The sequence below is a fragment of the Vibrio eleionomae genome, assembly GCF_009874545.1.
Lineage (GTDB): Bacteria > Pseudomonadota > Gammaproteobacteria > Enterobacterales > Vibrionaceae > Vibrio > Vibrio nitrifigilis.
In genome coordinates, this window is record NZ_WEKT01000009.1 from 72770 (window position 1) to 93493 (window position 20724).

The following is a 20724-nucleotide window of genomic DNA, read 5'->3' on the forward strand; positions in this document are numbered from 1 at the left end:
TGCTAAAAAGCCTTTGCTGTTGTCGGAGAACATTAAAATTTGAAACTTTAGTGCTTCCGAAGCTCGTTTCCATCGTGACGATCAGAGATCAAATGTAACAATAAAAATTGAAACTTACAGTCAATCCGCGTAGCTATCCAAAGAATGTGCTACAACAAAATTCGAAACACACTTTTGTCGGATAGGCGACACCTGTTACCAAGTGCCGCCCTCCTAAGAACCGTACGTACAACTTTCACTGCATACGGCTCAAGCCTCCACTAAGGCGTATTACGTTACCCAACAACCTAGATAGCAGTTAAAGCAGGCTCCAACCATGAGTGACGACTTTCCTTTTTCGATTTCCTCTTTGCCAAGTAATCTTGGTATTGGGGGTCGAATGGTGTAGCCGCACTTCGGATCTTCACATGTCTTTTAATCGGCGTTTTCGCTATTTGAACTAAGTTGTAATGACAGTCCATGTTCGCGATTTTCTGCCAACCGTGAAATTGCCAACCACCACTTCTATTCATGTAGTATTTGCGCCTGACCCAGTCTTTTGGCTTAGTAGGATGGCGTCTAACCGCCCATCGCCAAAGAAGCCAGAAGATTTGATGACCGAGATAGCCGAAGGTTCGTTTTGCAACGCAGTGACGATAATAATTCGCCCAACCTTTCAGTTTAGGATTCAATAGTCTAATAAGATCATTGACTGGCATTGTTGCGTGCTTCTTGATGAGTTCACGCAAGTTTCCCAAGAAAGAGAGAACGTTAGTTTTACTCGGTTTGATGAGCAATTTACCTTTGTACTTCCTTAGGTTAAAACCTAAAAAGTCAAAGCCATCATCTATATGAGTAAGGTGTGTTTTCTCTTCAGAGAGTACCAACCCTCTTTCTTTTAGAAAACCAATTAACCGAGGTTTGATTTCATTAATAAGAACATCTTTTGATGATCCGGTTATTATAAAATCATCCGCATAACCGATGAAGTTAACTCGTTCTCCCGAGCTCTTGCCTACTTCCTTTACAAGCTTTTCTAAGCCCGCAAGTGTCAGTAACATAAGTGTTGGAGAGATAATTCCGCCTTGCGGAGTTCCCTCCGATGTTCGGTAAAACAAACCTTTATCAATATAGCCTGAGCCTAGCCACTGCTTTAGCATTCGTTTGTCTATTTGAACATTTTCAATTAGCCATTCATGCCCGATTTTGTCGAAGCAAGCTTTAATATCCCCCTCCAAAACCCATTTACCTGAGCGCTTAAGACACAAACATTTAAAGCATTGTGCTATAGCGTCAGCAGTACTGCGATTCGGGCGAAAACCGTAGCTGTTAGGATCAGCTATCGTTTCCGATATCGGCTCCAAAGCAAGTAAATACAGAGCCTGTTGCGCTCTATCTATCATGCATGGAATGCCTAGAGGTCTAAGTTTGCCGTTCTTTTTCGGGATGTAGATGCGTCTGAGTGGTTTGGCTCGATAACCTTTACGATTCAATTGATCTACTGCGGTCATCCGACGAGCATCTGTATTCCAGATGACTCCATCTATTCCGGGTGTGTTACTGCCTTTGTTTTGAGACACTCGCTTCACAGCCAGTAGTTTAGCTGATCTTGAGTGTGTTAAGATCCACTGCAAAGCTCTCGCTTTACTGTGTTTTCCCTCTCGGGTTGCTTTTGCAATGCGCATTTGAAGCTTTAATACGTGCAACTCGACAGTTTTCCAATCGATGGATTGCCATTGAATGCTGTTAGGAGAGGCACTAACTTCTAATGAAGCCACCATTTGCGTTTCTCCTTAAATAAAGTTCTTCAAATCATCTTGCAACGGGAGACCAGTTAGAAGTCAGCTCGCTTTCGCGCCAGATATAAACCTGTATCCACTTCATTACAAAGCGGCATTTGCTTTTTCTAACCTCCTTTACCTGCACACCTATCGGCAGTCTTCGCAGACTACTTTCCCGAAAGGGAGATATACAGGCTTACCCTGTTTCGTATGTCGCGTAAAATATCAGGTTAGATGCCCACTATAGTGCGGAGAGCACATCGATCACGAAAGAGTACTGTCCAACTTCTTTCCGGCTCTCATTGCCTTCTTGGCCACAGCGTACAAACCACTTCCGCTGCTTCATCGTATAACGCGCCTTACATGGATTCACTTACGTTCATCATACTGACACCCTAGCACTTACCCGATTTGTGGTTATCAGGAGGAACGTTCTCTCACGATTCAGTTCCCACTCAGTCTAACAACCGAGTTTCGTTACATTGTCGGATTCGCTGCTTTATTCAGAATCCTAGGGTCACCTGGTGATACAGATGGTTCACTCTTATCGTGGTGAACAACGCTCCATACGACTTCAGGTCGCACGGACAAAACCAAGTTAGGAATTGCGGTTGAGTGCTGCTATATCTGATAAATAGATTTTTGGGGGAGATTCATCTTCAAATTCGGTTACTATTCACAGATAATCGAAATATAAAATAAGTTGCATTAATAAACACATAACACGTAGTACAATACTCTGAGCTTTTTCTGGAGTATATACATGTTTAAAAACATAAAATCGATAAAAAATTTTGGTATTTTTAAGGATGCTAAGACTAATGCTGGCCAGCCTTTCTATCAATTCAATCTGTTCTATGGCTTTAACTATTCAGGGAAGACAACATTATCTAGAATCTTCCGTGCGTTGCAGTTAGGTGAAACGCCTGAGGGGTATGAAACTGGTTCGTTTGTAATTGATCAGCATGAAAGCATTTCAATCAAAAGTAACGAGCTCCAAAAGGTTGAGAACCTACGTGTATTCAATTCAGATTACATAGCAAAGAACGTTAATTTTGATGAATCAAGTGTTAGCCCCGTTTTGATTGTTGGTGAACGCAATATAGACTTAGAAAATGAAATTCAAGAACTTGAAGCAGCTATTCCCAACAAAGAACAAGAACGAATAAAAATATTAGAATCAAAGAATAACAAAGAAAAAGAAAAGAACTCACGACTTTCAGCCGTTGGTCGCAATGTCACAGACTTAAACATTCTTGGCAGATCTACCTTCAATGCAGCAAGTGTAAAATCAATGCTTGGTGGTGCAATCGCTGAACATAAACTGACACCAGAGCAACTTAGTGCGTTCACAGATACAGCAAAAGCCACTGCCGTAGCTAGTGCGCCTAAAACAGTAATTACTGTTCCTGATATGACAATTCTCTTAAATGAAGTCGCAGATATCTTGCATACGTCAGTTACACAGATAACCATCGCTGAATTAGATGCAGACAAGAAATTAAGGGACTGGGTTGAAGAAGGTATTGAACATAACGAAGGCCACACGACTTGTCAGTTCTGTCAAAGTCCGATCAATCCAGCACGGTTAGATGAACTAAATACATACTTCTCAAAGGCGTACAAAGAGTTAAGTCAGCGAATTGATTCTGCTATTGCCTCAGTAAAAGCAAAATCATTAATTTCCGGTATTCCTAAAACTAGCCAGTTGTACCCTGACCTACAGGCTGGATTTGATGATCTTAGAAATGAAGTTGAACCACTAAATCTATCTTTTGATGCTGTAAAGCTATCACTAATTAATTTACTAACCGATAAAAAAGAACACATGGCTGAAGATGTCCCCTTCAGTGCTTCAGATTATACTTTGCCAGATGCAACAGAGTTACTTGAAAAATTCAATGCGCAAATAGCAGCGCATAACAAAAGAGCCTCTAATCATTCAACTGAACAGAGACAAGCTATTGAAGCGATCAAGCGTCACTATGTATATCAAGAGTCTCAGGATTACGACCACTCAAATGCAGCATTAGATATAAAAGCATTTAAAGATACTGCTCAAACATTGCAAGATAACATCATTGCTATGAATACACGTGTCGATATCATCAAATCTGAACTGAATAATACTAAGCAAGGCGCCCAAAGCCTTAATAACAACCTAAGACAGTACTTTGGTAAGACAGATATTGAAATTAAACCGATTGCTGGCACTTACAAGTTCATGCGTGAAGACCGAGAAGCCAAGCACTTATCTGATGGTGAACGCACGGCTATTGCCTTTGCGTATTTCATAACGCAGCTTGAAGATGAAGCACTGAAAGATATTAAGCCAATTGTGTATCTAGATGACCCCATATCTAGCCTAGATTCAAACCATATTTACAACGTTCTTGGGATTATTAAAAATAAGCTTAATCATGACCACGTAGAACAGCTATTTATATCTACGCATAACTTTGAATTCTTCAATCTAGTGAAGATGTGGATGTCTTACTATCGTGCAACTAAGGGCAATCAGAAACGTTCGCAGTACTTCTTGATTAACCGTAATGGCGATTATTCGCAAATTGACCAGTTGCCTGACATATTGAAAAATCATAGGTCTGAATACGCTTATCTAATCAGTAAAGTCAAAGAAGCTGTTACCCAACCACAAAACTGTGACGCTATCGCGGTTCAGTCGTATGTCAGAAAGATTATGGAAGTGTATTTTTCTTTTAGGTTCAACCTGACTGATTTCAGAAGGCAAGGGATAGATCATATCGCCCCTAATTTCTTGAAAGGTATTGATGACGCAGAAGTGAAGGCAAACGCATTGTACGAGTACATGAATGAAAAATGCCATGCAAAGTCGATGGAGCTTGGTACTCAACTCCCTCAAGCCGTACAACCACAATTAGTGGCTATTTGGAACATAATCTGCGCTGCTATTGAAATGAATGATAAGCCACACTATGACGCTTATTTCGCTTGATATATTCTTTGCGTTTTGACCTCAACCTAGAGTCAGTGATTCCTAGGCTGACTCCATGGTCGCATAAGAAAATCTAAAAGAAACCGTCGAACTGATATTTATGGTGTTTGCTGCCTCAAACTCATTTTGGGGCAAAACCTTGTTAGAGCAAAAACGCCAATTATGACAAAAAGGTTCAAAAAGTTTCGAACTTTATTGTCCCAGTTCTAGTCATTATTGTTGAGTTCAAAACTTTAATGTTCGACGACAGCTGTGCCCTTCTACTGTTCATTTCACGCAAATAAAAAGCCCCCAATAATTGGCGTCCAACTATTGGGGGTCGCTTTATTCTACTAATGGCCTTTTTATCGCCATTCTTTCATCATTGAATTAGGCGGCGGTTAAAGAACCCATATCAATCACAAAACGGTGCGCTAAATCGCCTTTTGCTAAGCGTTCAAATGCAGAGTTGATTTCATCAATCTTAATCATTTCGCATTCTGGATACACATTGTGCTTCGCGCAGAAATCCAACACTTCTTGAGTTTCCGCAATACCACCAATGAGAGAGCCCGCAACACGGCGGCGGCCAAACACGAGAGGTACTGACATTAGCTCTTCTAAAGGCCCTACTTGCCCGACAATAACGAGTGAACCGTCAACATCTAATAACGGCGTGTAGATATTCACATCGTGCTTAGTTGGCACAGTATCGATAATTAAATCAAACGCATTGAGTGATTGTTGCATCGCTTCATTATCGGTGGATGCTAAGATCCCTTTTGCCCCTAGCTCTTTTGCTTCGGCTTCTTTATTGTTCGAGCGACTGATCACCGTCACTTCAGCACCCATTGCGACGGCCAGTTTAACCGCCATATGCCCTAAACCACCAAGGCCGATAACACCAACCCGTGTGCCTGCTTTCACATTCCACGTACGCAGCGGTGAAAATGTCGTAATACCTGCACATAGAATCGGCGCCGCGCGCGACATATCCATATTGTCTGGAATACGTAAGACAAACTCTTCACGGACCACAATGTGTTTTGAGTAACCACCTTGAGTGATTTCCCCAGTTTCACGATCAGGAGCCCCGTAGGTTGGCGTCATGCCATGACGACAGTACTGCTCTTCACCGTGCTCACACTGGTCACATTCTTGACAAGAATCCACCATACAACCAACAGCGACTTTATCACCTACTTTATAGGTTGCCACGTCGTCACCAATTGCAGTCACTACTCCGACAATTTCATGTCCAGGAACTAAAGGATATGGCTGAGGCCCCCAATCACCATTTACGGTATGTAAATCTGAATGGCACACGCCGCAATAGGTAATTTCAATTGCGACATCATTGCCGCGTAATTCACGACGTTCAAAATGATATGGAACCAATTCAGAATCTGCAGAATGTGCTGCATAACCTACTGTTTTCATTTTCGCTTCCTTTGAATTTAGCTGTATGACTTTTGCAATAGAACGGCTCGAATCATTCTCTGTAGTCTCTTTTACTGAAAAAACTAAAGAGTATTCAATGAGGACGAATATTACTTTTATGAATAAATAATCTTAGTAGAAATTTAAGTGGAAGTGACTGCCTGATAGTCCGAGAATTCTGCCTAATTCTATAATATTTGCCAGATGCTATTTCATAAAACGAAAAGAGCGCCATCATGTGGCGCTCTATATACATTGCACTTAGCAGTTATTTGGCGTTATCAACGGCCATAGACAGCATGAGAGTCTGTGCTAGGCACATAGAAGAGATTTGCGAACGGAAGCCGTCCATTTGTGCTTCACGAATCACAAAAGACACATCACTAAAGGCAGAAAGTGGGCTGACCATACTATCGGTAATCGCAATCTGTTTGGCGCCCTTTTCAACACCTAATTGGACCAAATCGACCACTTCTTTAGAATAAGGTGAATAGCTAATGGCAATCACGACATCGGTCGGTTTCACTAATGCCAATTGTTCACGGAACATGCCGCCTAAGCCATCAATTAAAAAGGTTCGACGTTCTAAGTGGCGGAACGCGTAAGTTAAGTAAGAAGCGACACTAAAAGAACGCCTTAAACCAATCACGTAGATATTTTCCGCGTTATTGAGTAACTCAACGGCAAGCGCCAAATCCTCTTTATTAATGGAGTTAGGTAACTGCTTAAGTGCCGTGGCGTTCACCATGCTGAACGTTTTTAAAATCTCACTGGGCGATTCTGGTGCATCCATACCGTCATCATTGGTTTGACGATATAGCTTAACTCGTTCGGTATAACTTACGGTATCTTCCATCAAGTTATCCCGGAATACTTGTTTCATTTCATTAAAACCATCATAGCCAAACGCATTCGCAAAACGAATTAATGTAGAAGGTGGAACATCGGCTTTTTTGGCTATTTCCGCTATGGTATCAAAAGGAATAGTACTGCTATTATCTAGCACATATTGTGCGATCTGCTTTAAACGTTTACTTAAACTACTATAACGAGCACGGATCTCTTCCTGTAGCTCCGCAAGTTGTGTTGTTGTTGTCATAATGTTTGTCATCTATGCTTCTGTTAATGAATAGAAAGCCCAAATAAGATTAAATTTGACGAAGGTGTTCCGGTTTTTATTTTTTTAATACAAATATTTCACGTTCCGTGTGGAACTATAAAGGAAATGCTCTCAAATTTCTATCTTAGGTGATAAAAAAGCCAGCAAAATGCTGGCTTTTTAAAACGATGGTTTATTTGGCAGGTCTTACTTCACGCCAATAACCAATCAAGCGTAGATAGTTTTCTGAAACTGCTTGAATCAGTTGATAATCATCATATTCACCAGCCAACCATTGCTTCGATGGTTCACCGAAGATAGTACGGCCAACTGCGAAACCTTTCACTTTTTCTACATCTTTCGCGTTAGCAAAGCCAGCTTTCAACTCATCACTTGGAGCATCAAGACCAAGAATAACGATGCCACGGCAATATGGGTCATATTGGTCAATCAAACCACTGATAGTGTCCCAATTTGCTTTTTCTTTTAGTGGAGGAAGTTTCCACCAATCCGGTTTCACGCCCAAATCGTAGAAGCGCTGTACAATCGTTGCGTAGTGTTTTTCATCTTTATCAGCTGAATCGGCTGGAAGAATCAATTCAAGAAGCAATTCATGGCCAGATTGGCAGCATGCTTGATACACTTCTGTCACCAATGCTTCTTGCTCTTCACGCATCGCTTGTGTGTCATTTGGGTGGTAGAAGAACAGGCATTTCACAACATGTTCTTGTGGCCATGAAATTAGTTGAGAACCGATATTACCGTGTTCTAAGCGCAGTGGACGAGAACTTGGCATTTCAATTGGTCGACCGATCCACCAGTTATTACCAGTAATTTCATTCAATGCATCTTGGCCAAAGGTCGTGTCCGCCAAAATGCCACTGGAGTGATTCAGCCCTGCCGCTTCTGCCGTTTGGCGTGCAGCTTGTAGCAATAACTGCTTCAACTGTGGAATGCGACTTTCATCAGCGCCAACTTCTTCACACATATCGGTTAATTGACGACGATGGTCAAACGCGAAGACACACAATTCAGGCCATTCTTGTTTGCGTGTAGTCACACGGTGTAAGTGATTCAAAAGTTCATCTTTATCAGGGCGAGGAACATCTTTATCACGTAGTAAGTAATTATCCAGCTCAGCTTTAGTTGGCATAGCAGGTGCACAACCATGGCGAGAAACCACCAATGCACCACAAGCGTTTGCGTAACGGCAGCTTTGTTCCCAACTTTCGTCGTTTAAGTAGCCACGTAGCAAGCCAGACATAAAGGCATCGCCAGCACCTAACACGTTCAGTACTTTGACTTTGACGCCACTTTGTAGCGCAACGTCATCCCAGCTTGCTGGAATTGGACCTTCAAATACAGAACAGCCATCCGCTCCGCGTTTACACACCAATGCTGCATCAGTAAATTCACGGACTTTACGTAGCGCGGCCAATGTATTTGTGGTACCACCGGCAATATGGAACTCTTCTTCTGTACCGACAATAAGGTCGAAGTTACCTAATACTTCTTGCAATGATTTAGTCACTGCATCAGATTCGATAAAACGTGTTTCACCGTCGCCTAGAGAAGTTAATCCCCATAAAACAGGACGATAATCGATATCAAGCGCACGTTTTAGACCATGTTTTTTAGCATATTCTAGTGCTTTTAGTACCGCACCACGGGTATTTGGGTGAGACAGGTGGGTACCTGTAATCGCCAATGCACGAGATGATGCGATGTAGTTTTCATCGATATCATCTTCACACAATGCCATGTCTGCACAGTTGTCACGGTAGAAAATCAATGGGAAAGTGTCTTGGTCTTTAATCCCTAGAATAACTAATGCAGTTAATCTTTCTTTATCTGTAATAAGACATTGGGTATCACAACCAACACGTTGCAATTCTTCGCGCAAAAAGCGTCCCATGTGCTCATCACCGACACGAGCCAGCATCCCTGATTTTAAACCTTGAATAGCTGTACCGTAAGCTACGTTACCAGACGATCCCCCTAGGTATTTAGAGAAAGAATTCATGTCTTCCAAACGTGAGCCAATTTGTTGTCCATATAAGTCTAATGCGACGCGACCTATACAGATGACATCCAGTTGTTTATTCACCTCGTTCATCTTGCAATCCTCATACTCGTAGATGCGATGGGATTATTATTAGGAATAAAAATTTCATTTTCAACGAATTTTGAAACAACTTGAGCTATTCATTTCATTTTCCTTTAAAAAATTCCACTTTCATCACAATTCAAAAACAGCACACCTATAGATAAAGCCTTTATATACAGTGAACTAGCGTTAAAAATCGCTTAATTTGATCCACCTCTCACAATGAAATATTAATTTTATTTTCTATTCCAATGAAAAAATAGCTGCTTATAATGGACTCGTTGATTGATATGAATATCTACCCTATTTCAACCCGCTCGGTTGTCGTGAACAGGAACCAAGACAATGAAAACAATTCGACTCACAGTGGCTCAAGCCTTAGTAAAATTTCTGGACAATCAGTACGTCAGTGTTGATGGACAAGAAATTAAATTCGTTAAAGGCATTTTTGGTATCTTCGGGCACGGAAACGTGTTGGGACTCGGCCAAGCCTTAGAACAAAATGCAGGGGATTTGGAAATCCACCAAGGACGTAACGAACAAGGTATGGCACATGCTGCCATCGGTTTTGCAAAACAGTCTTTACGTCAACAAATTTATGCGTGTACTTCCTCTATTGGTCCTGGTGCTGCCAACATGGTAACAGCTGCAGCAACTGCAACTGCTAACCACATCCCATTATTGCTACTACCTGGTGATACTTACGCAACTCGCCAACCAGATCCCGTTTTACAACAAGTAGAACAACCTCATGATTTGAGTATCAGTACTAATGATGCCTTCAAACCGGTATGTAAATACTGGGATCGTGTGACTCGTCCAGAGCAGTTAATGACCGCTTGTATCAACGCGATGCGTGTATTGACCGATCCTGCAGACACAGGCGCAGTCACTATTGCTCTACCACAAGATGTGCAAGGTGAAGCGTACGATTACCCTGATTACTTCTTTACTAAACGCGTTCACCGTATTGAACGTCAAATCGCGACAGAAGAATCGTTGCAAGATGCTGTTGAACTGATTAGCGCAGCGAAAAAACCTCTGCTGATTTGTGGTGGCGGTTTGAAATACGCACAAGCTGGCGACATTCTTAGCCAATTTAGCGAAAAATTTGCGATTCCATTTGCTGAAACTCAAGCTGGTAAAGGGACATTAGTTTCAGAACACCCTTATAACGTGGGTGGTATCGGTGAAACTGGCTGTCTGGCAGCGAATACACTGGCTAAAGAAGCGGATTTGATTATCGGGGTGGGTACTCGTTATACCGACTTCACTACATCTTCAAAATGGATTTTCCAAAACCCAGACGTCAAATACGTCAACATTAACGTTAGCCGCTTTGATGCCTTCAAGTTGGATGGTGTACAAGTGGTTGCCGATGCAAAACAAGCACTAACCGCTCTTGGCGACAAACTGAATACCACAGGTTATCGCGGCGGTTGGGCTGATGAAATTCAATCCGTGCAAAATGAGTACATTAAAGAACGTCAACGTTTATACGCTGTTGAATTTAATGAAAAAGAGTTTGTTCCTGAAATTGATGACCACTTACCACGTGAACAAGTATTTAAAGAGTTCCAGGCCTTAACTGATTCAGTGCTTACCCAAACCCGCGCATTAGGCATGGTGAATGATTTAATCCCAGAGAATTCCGTGATTGTTGGTGCTTCAGGTAGCTTACCTGGCGATTTACAACGTATTTGGAAGACTCGTAGTCCAAACAGTTACCACGTTGAATATGGTTACTCTTGTATGGGTTACGAGGTCAATGCTTCTTTAGGGGTCAAATTGGCCAACCCAGAAAAAGAAGTATTCACATTGGTAGGGGATGGCGCATTTATGATGCTTCATTCTGAGTTGGTCACCTCGATTCAAGAACGCCAAAAGATCAACGTCATCGTATTCGATAACATGACCAATGGTTGTATCAACAACCTGCAAATGGAACACGGTATGGACAGTTTCTACACAGAATTCCGCTTCCGTGACCAACGTTCAGACCGTTTAGACGGTGGTTTTGTCCCAATGGATTTTGCCAAAATTGGTGAAGGCTATGGCTGTAAAACCTACCGGGTGACTACTGTAGAACAACTTAAAGCCGCGCTAGATGACGCAGTAAAACAAGATTGCTCAACCGTGATTGATGTAAAAGTTCTACCAAAAACCATGGTGCATAAATACTTTAGCTTCTGGCGTGTCGGTGTCGCTCAAGTATCAGAAAGTGACCGTATTAATGAAATCACTAAAGTGATCAACGAAAAAGTCAGTCAATCAAGACAGTACTAAGCCTGAACGGATTAGTTGATAAGACCTATCGATATTACTAACTAAGAGGGGCCGTAAGCCCCCTTAATTCCTACCCTACGTAAAGGAGCTGTTCAAAATGAAAATTGCTTTCGACGTCGATGTTATTCGCCCATTGGGCATCACCCAAATGGTGCACAAAGTCGCAGACTGGGGCTACAAATACATCGAACAATCTCCTCACCCACAGATCAACCCATTCTACCGTCACCCTAAAGCGGGCCGTGACATCATGAATGAATATAAACGTGCGCTACGTGAAACTGGCGTAGAAATCTCATCGTTTATTGTGGTGTATCGTTGGTCTGGTCCAGATGAAGCTCGTCGCCAAGCGGCAGTGAAAAACTGGAAACGTATGATTGAAATCGCCGTTGAGATGGGCGTTGAAGTCATCAATACCGAACTATCGGGCGATCCTAATCAACCAGAAATCTGTGAAGAGATGTGGTACAAATCCATGGAAGAAATTCTTCCAATCATCGAACGCGAAGGTATTCGTATCGAAATCCAATCACACCCTTACGATTTCTGTGAACTAAACAACGAAACCGTTGATCTTGTACAATCACTGCGCAGTGATAACGTCACTTATCTGTACAGCTCACCACACACTTTCTTCTACGATAAAGGTAAAGGCGATGTTCGCTCTATGATCGAATACTGTGGTCAGGACCTTTCTCATGTGTTGATTGGCGATACCTACAATCACACGAAACCAAACCGCTACATTGTTAACCCACCGGGTGTGGACGCAACGATTCACCAACACGTTGGTATGGGTGAAGGTGAAGTCGACTTCGATGGTATTTTCCAAGGTCTACGCGATACCGGTTTTGCTCAACGCAAATTTAAAGTCGGTGGTGACCCTATTGTGGCAGCGGCTCTATTTGGTTTCCCTGAAAAAATGGATGTCCAAGCAATAGAAACGCGCGAACGAATTGAACGTGAGCTTTTGCTCTGATGTGAGGTGCGCATCTCATCACTCCCAACTCTTGAGATAACGCACAACTAAGGTGGCTTTCCTTTGGGAAGGCCACTTTCTTTTTATTCTCTTAAGCATTAATGAACCATCACAGATTTGTCGATGTGAAACCATCATCATTGATGCAAATTAACTTAAGCATGAACGATATGAAACAGCAGCGAAGCGCCGATTTACTTCTTTTATTGACTACTTTTATCGCCGGTTGGGGTTGGATTTTTTCCAAAGAAGCGACCGTTGAAATGCCTATTTTCGGTTTTATTGGCCTGCGTTTTACTGCCGGTGCCATTATTATCGCTTGTCTTGGCTTTCATGCCTTCAAAGGCATCACATCCAAACAATGGGGCTACATGCTTATTGGGGGATTACTCCAAGCAATATCGATCGATTTCTGGATGTACGCGGTAGCCACTGCCACTACTCTCGGTGATGGTGCATTTATTATGAGCCTGTCGATGCTCATCGTCCCGCTGCTTGACCTTATTTGGCTTCGTACAATGCCTTCAAGTGCATACTGGCGTTCATTACCGATTGCGATATGTGGCCTCGGATTACTGACCTTCAATCACAACGCGTCATTTTCTCCCTCGCAAGGCTGGTTTTTAATCGCTGCTTTAACTCAAGCGGTCTATTTCCGCTTCAATAGCTACTTTTCTGCACGGGTTCCCGTCACGCCACTGACGTCGATCCAACTGGCGGTAACCGGTATAGCCTCACTGATTATTTCCGGAATTTGGGAACACTGGCCAAGCCACTTCTCGACTGAAACTTGGAGTTGGTTTGTTGCCAGTGTCGTCATTGCTACCAGCTTACGTTTTTGGATTCAACTACGTGGACAGAAGAACACGTCACCAACCAATGCTGCCGTCATCATGATTATGGAGCCAGTATTCACCTTATTAATTTCGGCCTACTGGTACAGCGAACAATTGCCAGCCAACAAACTCGCTGGTTGTTCATTGATCTTATGTGCTCAATTGTTCTATCGATTTACGCTTCACCGACAAATGAAGCATCGCGATGCACACCCTGTTTAAAAACAGTAAAGGGCGTGTAGAACTAAAATGCCCAACACTGCCGTTGCCGAGCTTGGTCTGTGCTCTTAGCGACCGTGCTGAATCCTGCACCTAATCCATTAAGGTGTATTCATATTTTTACATAAATTAATAACACTATATTAACTTAACAGGTCTAATGAAGGGTACAATCGATTGCATAACTACTGTTAAATAAGTGCTAGCCTTGCCCTCATTGCTCGCCTCTTATCAGGACAGGCTCGCTAACGCCACTCGTTAACCTAATGCTCGCACTGGGTTTGGTTACGTTTGCCTAGTGATTCATCATTTGGCTAATGAGGACTGGCACGATTAACAGCGCTCACAACAATGAGGAGAAGGCCACCATGAACACGCTTTCAAAAGAAGACTCTCGTCTTTTACGTATTGTATTCGGCATGTATTTTTCCTATATGACAATAGGGCTCGCGCTGCCTGCAATCGCTTTATACGTTCAGCAACAGCTCGGACTTAGTAACCTTTTTGTCGGTTTGGCTATCGGTGCTCAATTTATTACTACCCTTTTAACCCGTAACTTTGCTGGTAAACGTGCCGACCAATCTGGAGCAAGACAAACCACTTGGTTGGGTATGGCCTGTTGTGCCGCGTCTGGGCTACTCTATCTTGCCTCAACGCCCTTTACTTATCAGCCTGCCGTCGCTTTTGTGATTTTGATTCTTGGCCGGATCATACTCGGTTTTGGTGAAAGCATTATTTTAACCGGAAACCTTGCATGGGGCATTGGTTTGGTTGATGCAACGCATTCAGGAAAAGTGATGTCTTGGAATGGCATGGCAACCTATGGAGCCTTGGCTACGTCTGCGCCTATCGGCTTATGGGTGTATCAAACGGGCGGTTTCGGCGCAGTCGGTCTTGTGACGTTATTACTGCCAGTGATTGCCACCGTCTTTATTGTTGGTGTGCCCGCTGTGCCAATTAAATCCGGTAAACGTGCCCCATTTACCACTGTGATTCGAAAAATCTGGCAGCCCGGGTTAGCGTTGGGTTTACAAGGCACAGGCTTTGCTGTGATCAGTAGCTTTGTGGTGCTGTATTTTCACCATCAAAACTGGGCGATGAGTGGTTTTGCGTTATCTGCGTTTGGGATTTCGTTTGTTCTAACTCGTATTGCCGTCGGATCGCTACCCGATAGAATTGGCGGAGTCGAGGTCGCTAAATATTGCTTTGTGGTTGAAGTGATTGGCTTAGCACTGTTAGGCGCTGCGCCTAATGCGATTTTAGGACTTATCGGCGCGGCATTAACTGGAGCCGGTTGTTCCATGATTTTCCCATCGTTAGGCATCATTGTGGTTGACCGCGTTGAACCGCAAAGTCGCGGCACAGCATTAGGTGCATACTCTGCATTTCAAGATATCGCCTACGGGGTTACGGGACCATTTACTGGCGTTATCGCTAACCATTATGGCTATCGAGACATCTTTTTTCTTTGCGCCATCTTCGCCGCCGTCGGTTTCGTAGGGGTATTAAAAATGCGCCAACAGCATGCAGCCCGAACTCACAGCCACTCCCACTAATTAGTAAAATTTAGCCATAAAAAAACGAGCAATATTGCTCGTTTTTTTCGCTTAACCATTGACTTATCACATCGACATTATTTGGTGATTTTTTCGATCTGCTCGTCGATGTTTTTGCCAAGCTGATCTTTCTGCTCATTAAATGACTTCATTGCAGCGTCGGTCTTTTTATCTACACTGCCTTTCACATCATTGGCAAATTCTGTGGTGTCTTTCTTAAGTTCATCCACAAACTTAGCGCCTTGGCTAAGTTTTTCATTCGCTTTATCTGCTGCTTTATTAAGATCTTCAGAAAGTGATTTTGCTTTATTTTTTAAACTACTAAACATGAGGTGTTATCTCTTTTTTTACGATATTTTTATTGGTTGGTTTTCCAACCTCTAGCCAGTTTTCAGAAGGCCAGAGTGAAAGAGAGTCGTCATGTATAAATTTTGAGCCTCATGACTCATCTCTGTCACCGATATCGCAAGCGAGCTGATGATAATCAAAGCGATTACAGTATTCGTTGCAAACCTTCTTCTAACGCGGTCGCAACCCTACCGAAAACCCACAAAGACCACCATGCCCACAATAATAAACCTTGATCTCGCTCCAGAAGTTAAACCATCTGCAACAAACACGTCGGGTTAATTATATTTAAATCAATAACTTTTAGCCTTATTCATGATGCGGATGCCATTACCCAGTGGTCCTCTCCCACTTGCTGATAATGCCGTTTGGGCGCAACATAATCCAAATCTCGAATAGGACTTTTCAGCTCCGATATCTCTTGCTCTCGTTTTAAATGACGTCGTTTCGGGTCTGCCACTGGCACCGCTTGTAACAGCTTTTTGGTGTAAGGATGCTGCGGTGAATTAAACACCGCTTGTCTTGGACCAATTTCAACAATCTCACCCAAATACATCACAGCAACACGATGACTAATTCGCTCGACCACCGCCATATCATGAGAAATAAACAAATACGCAAGATTGCGCTGCTGCTGCAAATCCATCAATAGATTCACAACTTGAGCTTTAACCGACACATCGAGCGCCGACACAGATTCATCGGCAATGATCAATTTCGGATCAAGCGTTAATGCGCGAGCAATGGCGATCCGCTGGCGCTGACCACCAGAAAATTCATGCGGATAACGGCGTAACATGTCAACGGATAGACCCACTTGCTCAATTAGATCAGCGGCTTTCTTTTTCGCTTCCGATTTGGTCGCCAATCCATGTTCGAGAAGTGGTTCGATCAAGGTTTCTTCCACCGTCATTCGCGGATTTAAACTGGCAAATGGGTCTTGGAAGATAAACTGAATATCACGGCGCATTTTGCGTAAATCCGCTTTATTTAACGAACGCACATCGTAACCATTAAATTCAACGTAGCCACTGTCTGGCTCTACCAAACGCATTAATGAACGGCCCGTCGTCGACTTGCCACATCCCGACTCACCAACAAAAGAGAGCGTTTCTCCGGGGTAAACACAAAAACTGATGTCTTCAACCGCATGTACCGCTGCGGTTTGGCGTGACCAAAAACCGCCATGAATGGGAAAACGCGTAGTTAAGTTTTTCACTTCAAGTAACGGCAACTGCCCCTCTAAGAGAGCTGGCTGCGGAGCGTAATGAATCGGTTCACCACTTTGCTCTTCTAATTGAGGAAACTTAATCGGCTCATGACTATCGGCCACTTCACCCAGTTTCGGGACTGCATTAAGCAACATGCGAGTGTAATATTGCTCAGGCTCAGCAAACAGCTTCTCGGTGGTGTTCTCTTCCACTTGGTGACCACGAAACATAACTAAGGTACGGTCAGCGACTTCTGCAACCACCCCCATATCATGAGTGATAAACAACACCGCCATCCCCTCTTCTTGTTGCAGGGTTTTAATTAAATCCAAGATTTGCCCTTGGATGGTGACATCCAAAGCGGTCGTTGGCTCATCCGCAATCAGCAACTTAGGCTTTAGCGCTAGAGCCATCGCAATCATTACTCGTTGGCGCATACCGCCAGAAAACTGATGCGGATATTCATCAAACCGTTGCTGTGCATTAGGAATGCGGACTTTATTGAGTAATTCGATGGTTTGCTCACGCGCTTCTTTATGACTGCAATGTTGATGAACTTTTAATAATTCAGCGATTTGCTCCCCCACCGTAAAAGCAGGGTTAAGCGATGTCATCGGCTCTTGGAAAATCATTGCAATATCGTTTGCACGGATTTGCCGCATCGCTTTATCCGACAATGTCGTCAGCTCTTGGCCAGCCAATTTTATACTGCCAGAGATCCGACTCTGCCGCGGATTCAACAAACGCATAATGGATAATGACGTCACGCTCTTACCTGAGCCGGACTCACCCACTATCGCGAGTGTTTCACCAGGATAGACACAAAAGTGAATATCTTCGATCACGGTTTTCCAACGATGTTTATCACGAAACTGAGTCGATAAATTTGTGACTTCAAGTACGGGTGCCTGCCCTGGCATACGATTCTCCAACAACATAATCTCTATCAAAAGCGGCCGCTAAGCCGCTCTAATGGTATGAATTTATTTTTAACTAAGATGCATTTTGGCGGCTAGCAAACGCCTTCGGCGTATAATCAAACTCGCGATCAAATGGGAACGTCAGCACTTTTTTGCGCGGTCTTGGTAAACGCTCAACATACTGATCGACCACTCCCTGCGATAAGGCCATTAAATTAGGGCTTGCCAGTGGTGCTAAGTCTGGCGATAGATAACCTGACTTCACGACTAAAATACCCACTTCTTTTACATCGATGCCTAATAGCTCAAAGTCACTCAAGTTATGATATGGACGGCGACGCTCACACACTACGACATCGATGCCGCCTGTGCTCAAAATTGCCTGTGGCGCAGTCTCAACCGTAGCATCAATCAAGCGTTTCACAGTAAAATTAGCCGTCGCAGAGCCCCCTTTCGGATCGAGACTTGCACCAATGGTTAAGGCTAGTTGAGCGCCCACACCTGCTTTAAACGCAGCTTGGGTTGCCGCTTTATCAGCGATACCTGCAACTACAACATTTTGCGCATCTTGCTGGATAAGTTCCGCTAGCACATCACCACGGTCACCGACACCGCCGCCGGTTGGGTTATCTCCAGAATCCGCTAAGACAACGGGATGAGTTTGTGACTCTTTTGCCCAGCGTACACACTCTTCAACCGTGCCGGTTTGGCACCCAAAAGCAAACGTTTCGCGCGCTTGCCAATAATCTAAAGCCAGTTTCTCTGCCTGCGCTTTGAGCACCGCCTCATCTGTGCCAGTTAACACGGCACACGCGGTGCCTCGTGGTTCATCAGCCCAAACATACCCGACTAATAACGAAGCATCCCAAACACCATCAAGCTTATCGATGTCGGGTAACTGAGCATAGAGTTGCCCTGCGGGTTCATCTTCCGTACTGGTTTGTTCGCCAGCCAACACGACCGGCACAGGACACCAATACAGTTTGGGTTTTACGCCAGTTTGAATACTCTTAACCAACATATCCACAGAGCGACGCTGGGTTTCTTCAATATCAATATGCGGTGCAGTGCGATAAGCCGAGTACATATTGATTTGATCGATGATTGTTTGCGACACGTTGCCGTGTAAGTCATAACTTGCGCTAATTAAGCAATCCGGCCCTACGACCTCGCGAGTCGCGCTAATCCAATTCGCTTCCGCATCTTCCATGCCTTCCACATACATAGCACCATGCATTGCAAGATAAACACCATCAACAGGCAGCGCCTTTTTCAAACCCACCAAAAATCGACGCTTGAATTCGTCATAGGTTTCTTTAGCAACGGGACCACCAGGAATGGCACGCGCATGCAGCGTTGGAATAAACTCTGCCGGATAATCATTCAGAAAAGCAAAACTTGGGTGCTCAAGCAATGCCTCTCCTTCAGTCACTCGAAATTCATCCTGATAAGTAAGCACTGGGTTGTATGTGCTGCATTCAATATGAATGCCTCCAACAGCAATACGCATATCTCTTCCTTTTTGAGTCTATGTGATACCGAGCATCGCAATGCGCTCGGTATTACTGATATAAAAACTGGTAAATCGCCACGCTTGCAGCGGCATAAGGCCAACTTTGCGGTGTGATCACAAATGGTTTAATTTCAATTTTGTCTGCAATATTAGGCAATACATTGGCCATCATGCTCTGTTTAACAATGGTGGCAAATAGTCCTTCAAAATAGTGTTCCGGGTGGGCGAGTAAGACTCGTTCTGGATCATTGATTTGGATAATGTTCGCCATCGCCAACCCCAAGGCATTACCCGCACGATGCAAAATTCGCACGGCCGGGGAATGCCCTGTAGCAGCTAACGCTTCAAGTTCAGGAATTGTCACTGCCGACAGTTGCTCTTGCTGCGCTTGTTCGCGAATGGCAATGAGCGATGCGACCGTATCCAGACAACCGCGTTTACCACAGCGGCAAGGCAAATTATTAGGCTCTACTGTCGTATGCGCTATCTCACCTGCACCACCATGAGCTCCTCGATAAAGCTGACCATTAATAAAATGTGCCGAGCCAATCCCCTCACCCAGAGTAATTAAGGTGAAATCTTTCACATCACGAGCATGGGCGAAAAGGTGCTGAGCAATCGCCAAAGATTTCGCATCGTTTTCCATACAGACAGGAATCGAGAGAGCATGCGTCTGGACCAGAGAACGCTCTAGCATGTCAGCTAAAGGCACATCCACCCAATCAAGAATGGTCGATTTTAAACAGCGGTCACGTGATTCAGTCACGACACCAGAAAGAGCAATACCAATACCTAATACTGACTCGCGACTTATTTCTCCCTGTTCAATCAACAGTGGAATTTGCTCGGTGATTAAGGCGACGAGTCGCTCGGGCTGCCGTTCAATCTCACATTGGCGGTGAGCATGGACCTCACCGTTAAGATCGAGCAGTAACAACTCTAATTGTTCATTAAGTAGAGAAACACCAATAAAAAAGCTGTGCCCGCTCTGCAAAGCCAATAGTACTGATGGTCTCCCTTGGCCTGTTGCACTTGCGGCTTCTTCTTCGAGAAAACCCAGTTCTAGCAACTGGCGCACCGGGTGGCTAATGGCTGTTTTACTAATACCAAGTGCGCGCGCTAAAGCGGTTCGGCTTAAAGGGCCCCCGCGATGAATGAGCGTAACAATGGATTGCTGTGATGAATCGAGCATTAGAGATCTTTTTTTAACCTGTTTGTCTTGACAATACTGAGTGAAAATGAATAAATCAACTAATTAGTTTTATATAATTACAAAATAACCTATTTTTAGTTAACTTATATGATTATTTAACTAAAAATGCACCAAAGACGTGCTAATCAGCACCTAATTAGGGCAATAAAGTCACAATATAGGACTAATTATGCATGTTATTGCAATAAATTAACTTTAATGAAGAAGTTAATAGCGAATACACAAGCTCAAGGGCCATATAGGCAATAGGACACTAAGAGCATCAACGGAAAGACGTGAGG

At 43.6% G+C, this 20724-nt stretch carries 13 protein-coding genes; 5 read left to right on the top strand and 8 right to left on the bottom strand.

Annotated features, from left to right (window positions below):
• Nucleotides 1–287: 287 nt before the first annotated feature.
• Nucleotides 288–1760: a group II intron reverse transcriptase/maturase gene (ltrA, locus tag F9817_RS07480; protein WP_161154336.1), complete on the bottom strand. Its 1473-nt coding sequence runs from the start codon at nucleotides 1758–1760 to the stop codon at nucleotides 288–290.
• A gap of 763 nt (nucleotides 1761–2523) precedes the next feature.
• Between ltrA and F9817_RS07485 the strand changes: the two genes are divergently transcribed.
• Nucleotides 2524–4737, top strand: a complete 2214-nt coding sequence (locus F9817_RS07485; protein WP_161154337.1) for an AAA family ATPase — start codon at nucleotides 2524–2526, stop codon at nucleotides 4735–4737.
• Nucleotides 4738–5106: 369 nt separating this feature from the next.
• On the opposite strand, the gene F9817_RS07490 is transcribed toward F9817_RS07485, so the two are convergent.
• The 3 genes from F9817_RS07490 to F9817_RS07500 form a co-directional block, all read right to left on the bottom strand.
• Nucleotides 5107–6156: an NAD(P)-dependent alcohol dehydrogenase gene (locus F9817_RS07490; protein ID WP_161154338.1), complete on the bottom strand. Its 1050-nt coding sequence runs from the start codon at nucleotides 6154–6156 to the stop codon at nucleotides 5107–5109.
• A gap of 268 nt (nucleotides 6157–6424) precedes the next feature.
• Nucleotides 6425–7255: a MurR/RpiR family transcriptional regulator gene (locus tag F9817_RS07495; protein ID WP_161154339.1), complete on the bottom strand. Its 831-nt coding sequence runs from the start codon at nucleotides 7253–7255 to the stop codon at nucleotides 6425–6427.
• A 193-nt stretch (nucleotides 7256–7448) separates the two neighbouring features.
• On the bottom strand, nucleotides 7449–9371 hold the full coding sequence (locus F9817_RS07500; RefSeq protein WP_161154340.1) for a bifunctional 5-dehydro-2-deoxygluconokinase/5-dehydro-2-deoxyphosphogluconate aldolase: 1923 nt from the start codon (nucleotides 9369–9371) through the stop codon (nucleotides 7449–7451).
• A gap of 336 nt (nucleotides 9372–9707) precedes the next feature.
• On the opposite strand from F9817_RS07500, the gene iolD reads away from it, so the two are divergent.
• The 4 genes from iolD (at nucleotide 9708) to F9817_RS07520 (ending at nucleotide 15238) form a co-directional block, all read left to right on the top strand.
• Nucleotides 9708–11648, top strand: a complete 1941-nt coding sequence (gene iolD, locus F9817_RS07505) for a 3D-(3,5/4)-trihydroxycyclohexane-1,2-dione acylhydrolase (decyclizing) (protein ID WP_161154341.1) — start codon at nucleotides 9708–9710, stop codon at nucleotides 11646–11648.
• Nucleotides 11649–11745: 97 nt separating this feature from the next.
• Complete coding sequence (locus tag F9817_RS07510) at nucleotides 11746–12627, top strand: sugar phosphate isomerase/epimerase family protein (RefSeq protein WP_161154342.1); 882 nt, start codon at nucleotides 11746–11748, stop codon at nucleotides 12625–12627.
• Nucleotides 12628–12797: 170 nt separating this feature from the next.
• Complete coding sequence (locus F9817_RS07515; protein ID WP_161154343.1) at nucleotides 12798–13685, top strand: DMT family transporter; 888 nt, start codon at nucleotides 12798–12800, stop codon at nucleotides 13683–13685.
• 365 nt (nucleotides 13686–14050) lie between these two features.
• Nucleotides 14051–15238: an arabinose transporter gene (locus F9817_RS07520; protein ID WP_161154344.1), complete on the top strand. Its 1188-nt coding sequence runs from the start codon at nucleotides 14051–14053 to the stop codon at nucleotides 15236–15238.
• A gap of 77 nt (nucleotides 15239–15315) precedes the next feature.
• Here the strand turns inward: F9817_RS07520 and F9817_RS07525 are convergent, their stop codons facing one another.
• The 4 genes from F9817_RS07525 to F9817_RS07540 form a co-directional block, all read right to left on the bottom strand.
• Complete coding sequence (locus tag F9817_RS07525; protein ID WP_161154345.1) at nucleotides 15316–15567, bottom strand: hypothetical protein; 252 nt, start codon at nucleotides 15565–15567, stop codon at nucleotides 15316–15318.
• A 332-nt stretch (nucleotides 15568–15899) separates the two neighbouring features.
• Nucleotides 15900–17717, bottom strand: coding sequence for an ABC transporter ATP-binding protein (locus F9817_RS07530; RefSeq protein ID WP_202436379.1), 1818 nt, complete (start codon nucleotides 17715–17717; stop codon nucleotides 15900–15902).
• A gap of 73 nt (nucleotides 17718–17790) precedes the next feature.
• Entirely contained in the window at nucleotides 17791–19227 is a 1437-nt protein-coding gene (locus F9817_RS07535; RefSeq protein ID WP_161154347.1) for a M81 family metallopeptidase, read from the bottom strand.
• A gap of 52 nt (nucleotides 19228–19279) precedes the next feature.
• On the bottom strand, nucleotides 19280–20422 hold the full coding sequence (locus F9817_RS07540; protein ID WP_161154348.1) for an ROK family protein: 1143 nt from the start codon (nucleotides 20420–20422) through the stop codon (nucleotides 19280–19282).
• Between the last annotated feature and the right edge of the window lie 302 nt (nucleotides 20423–20724).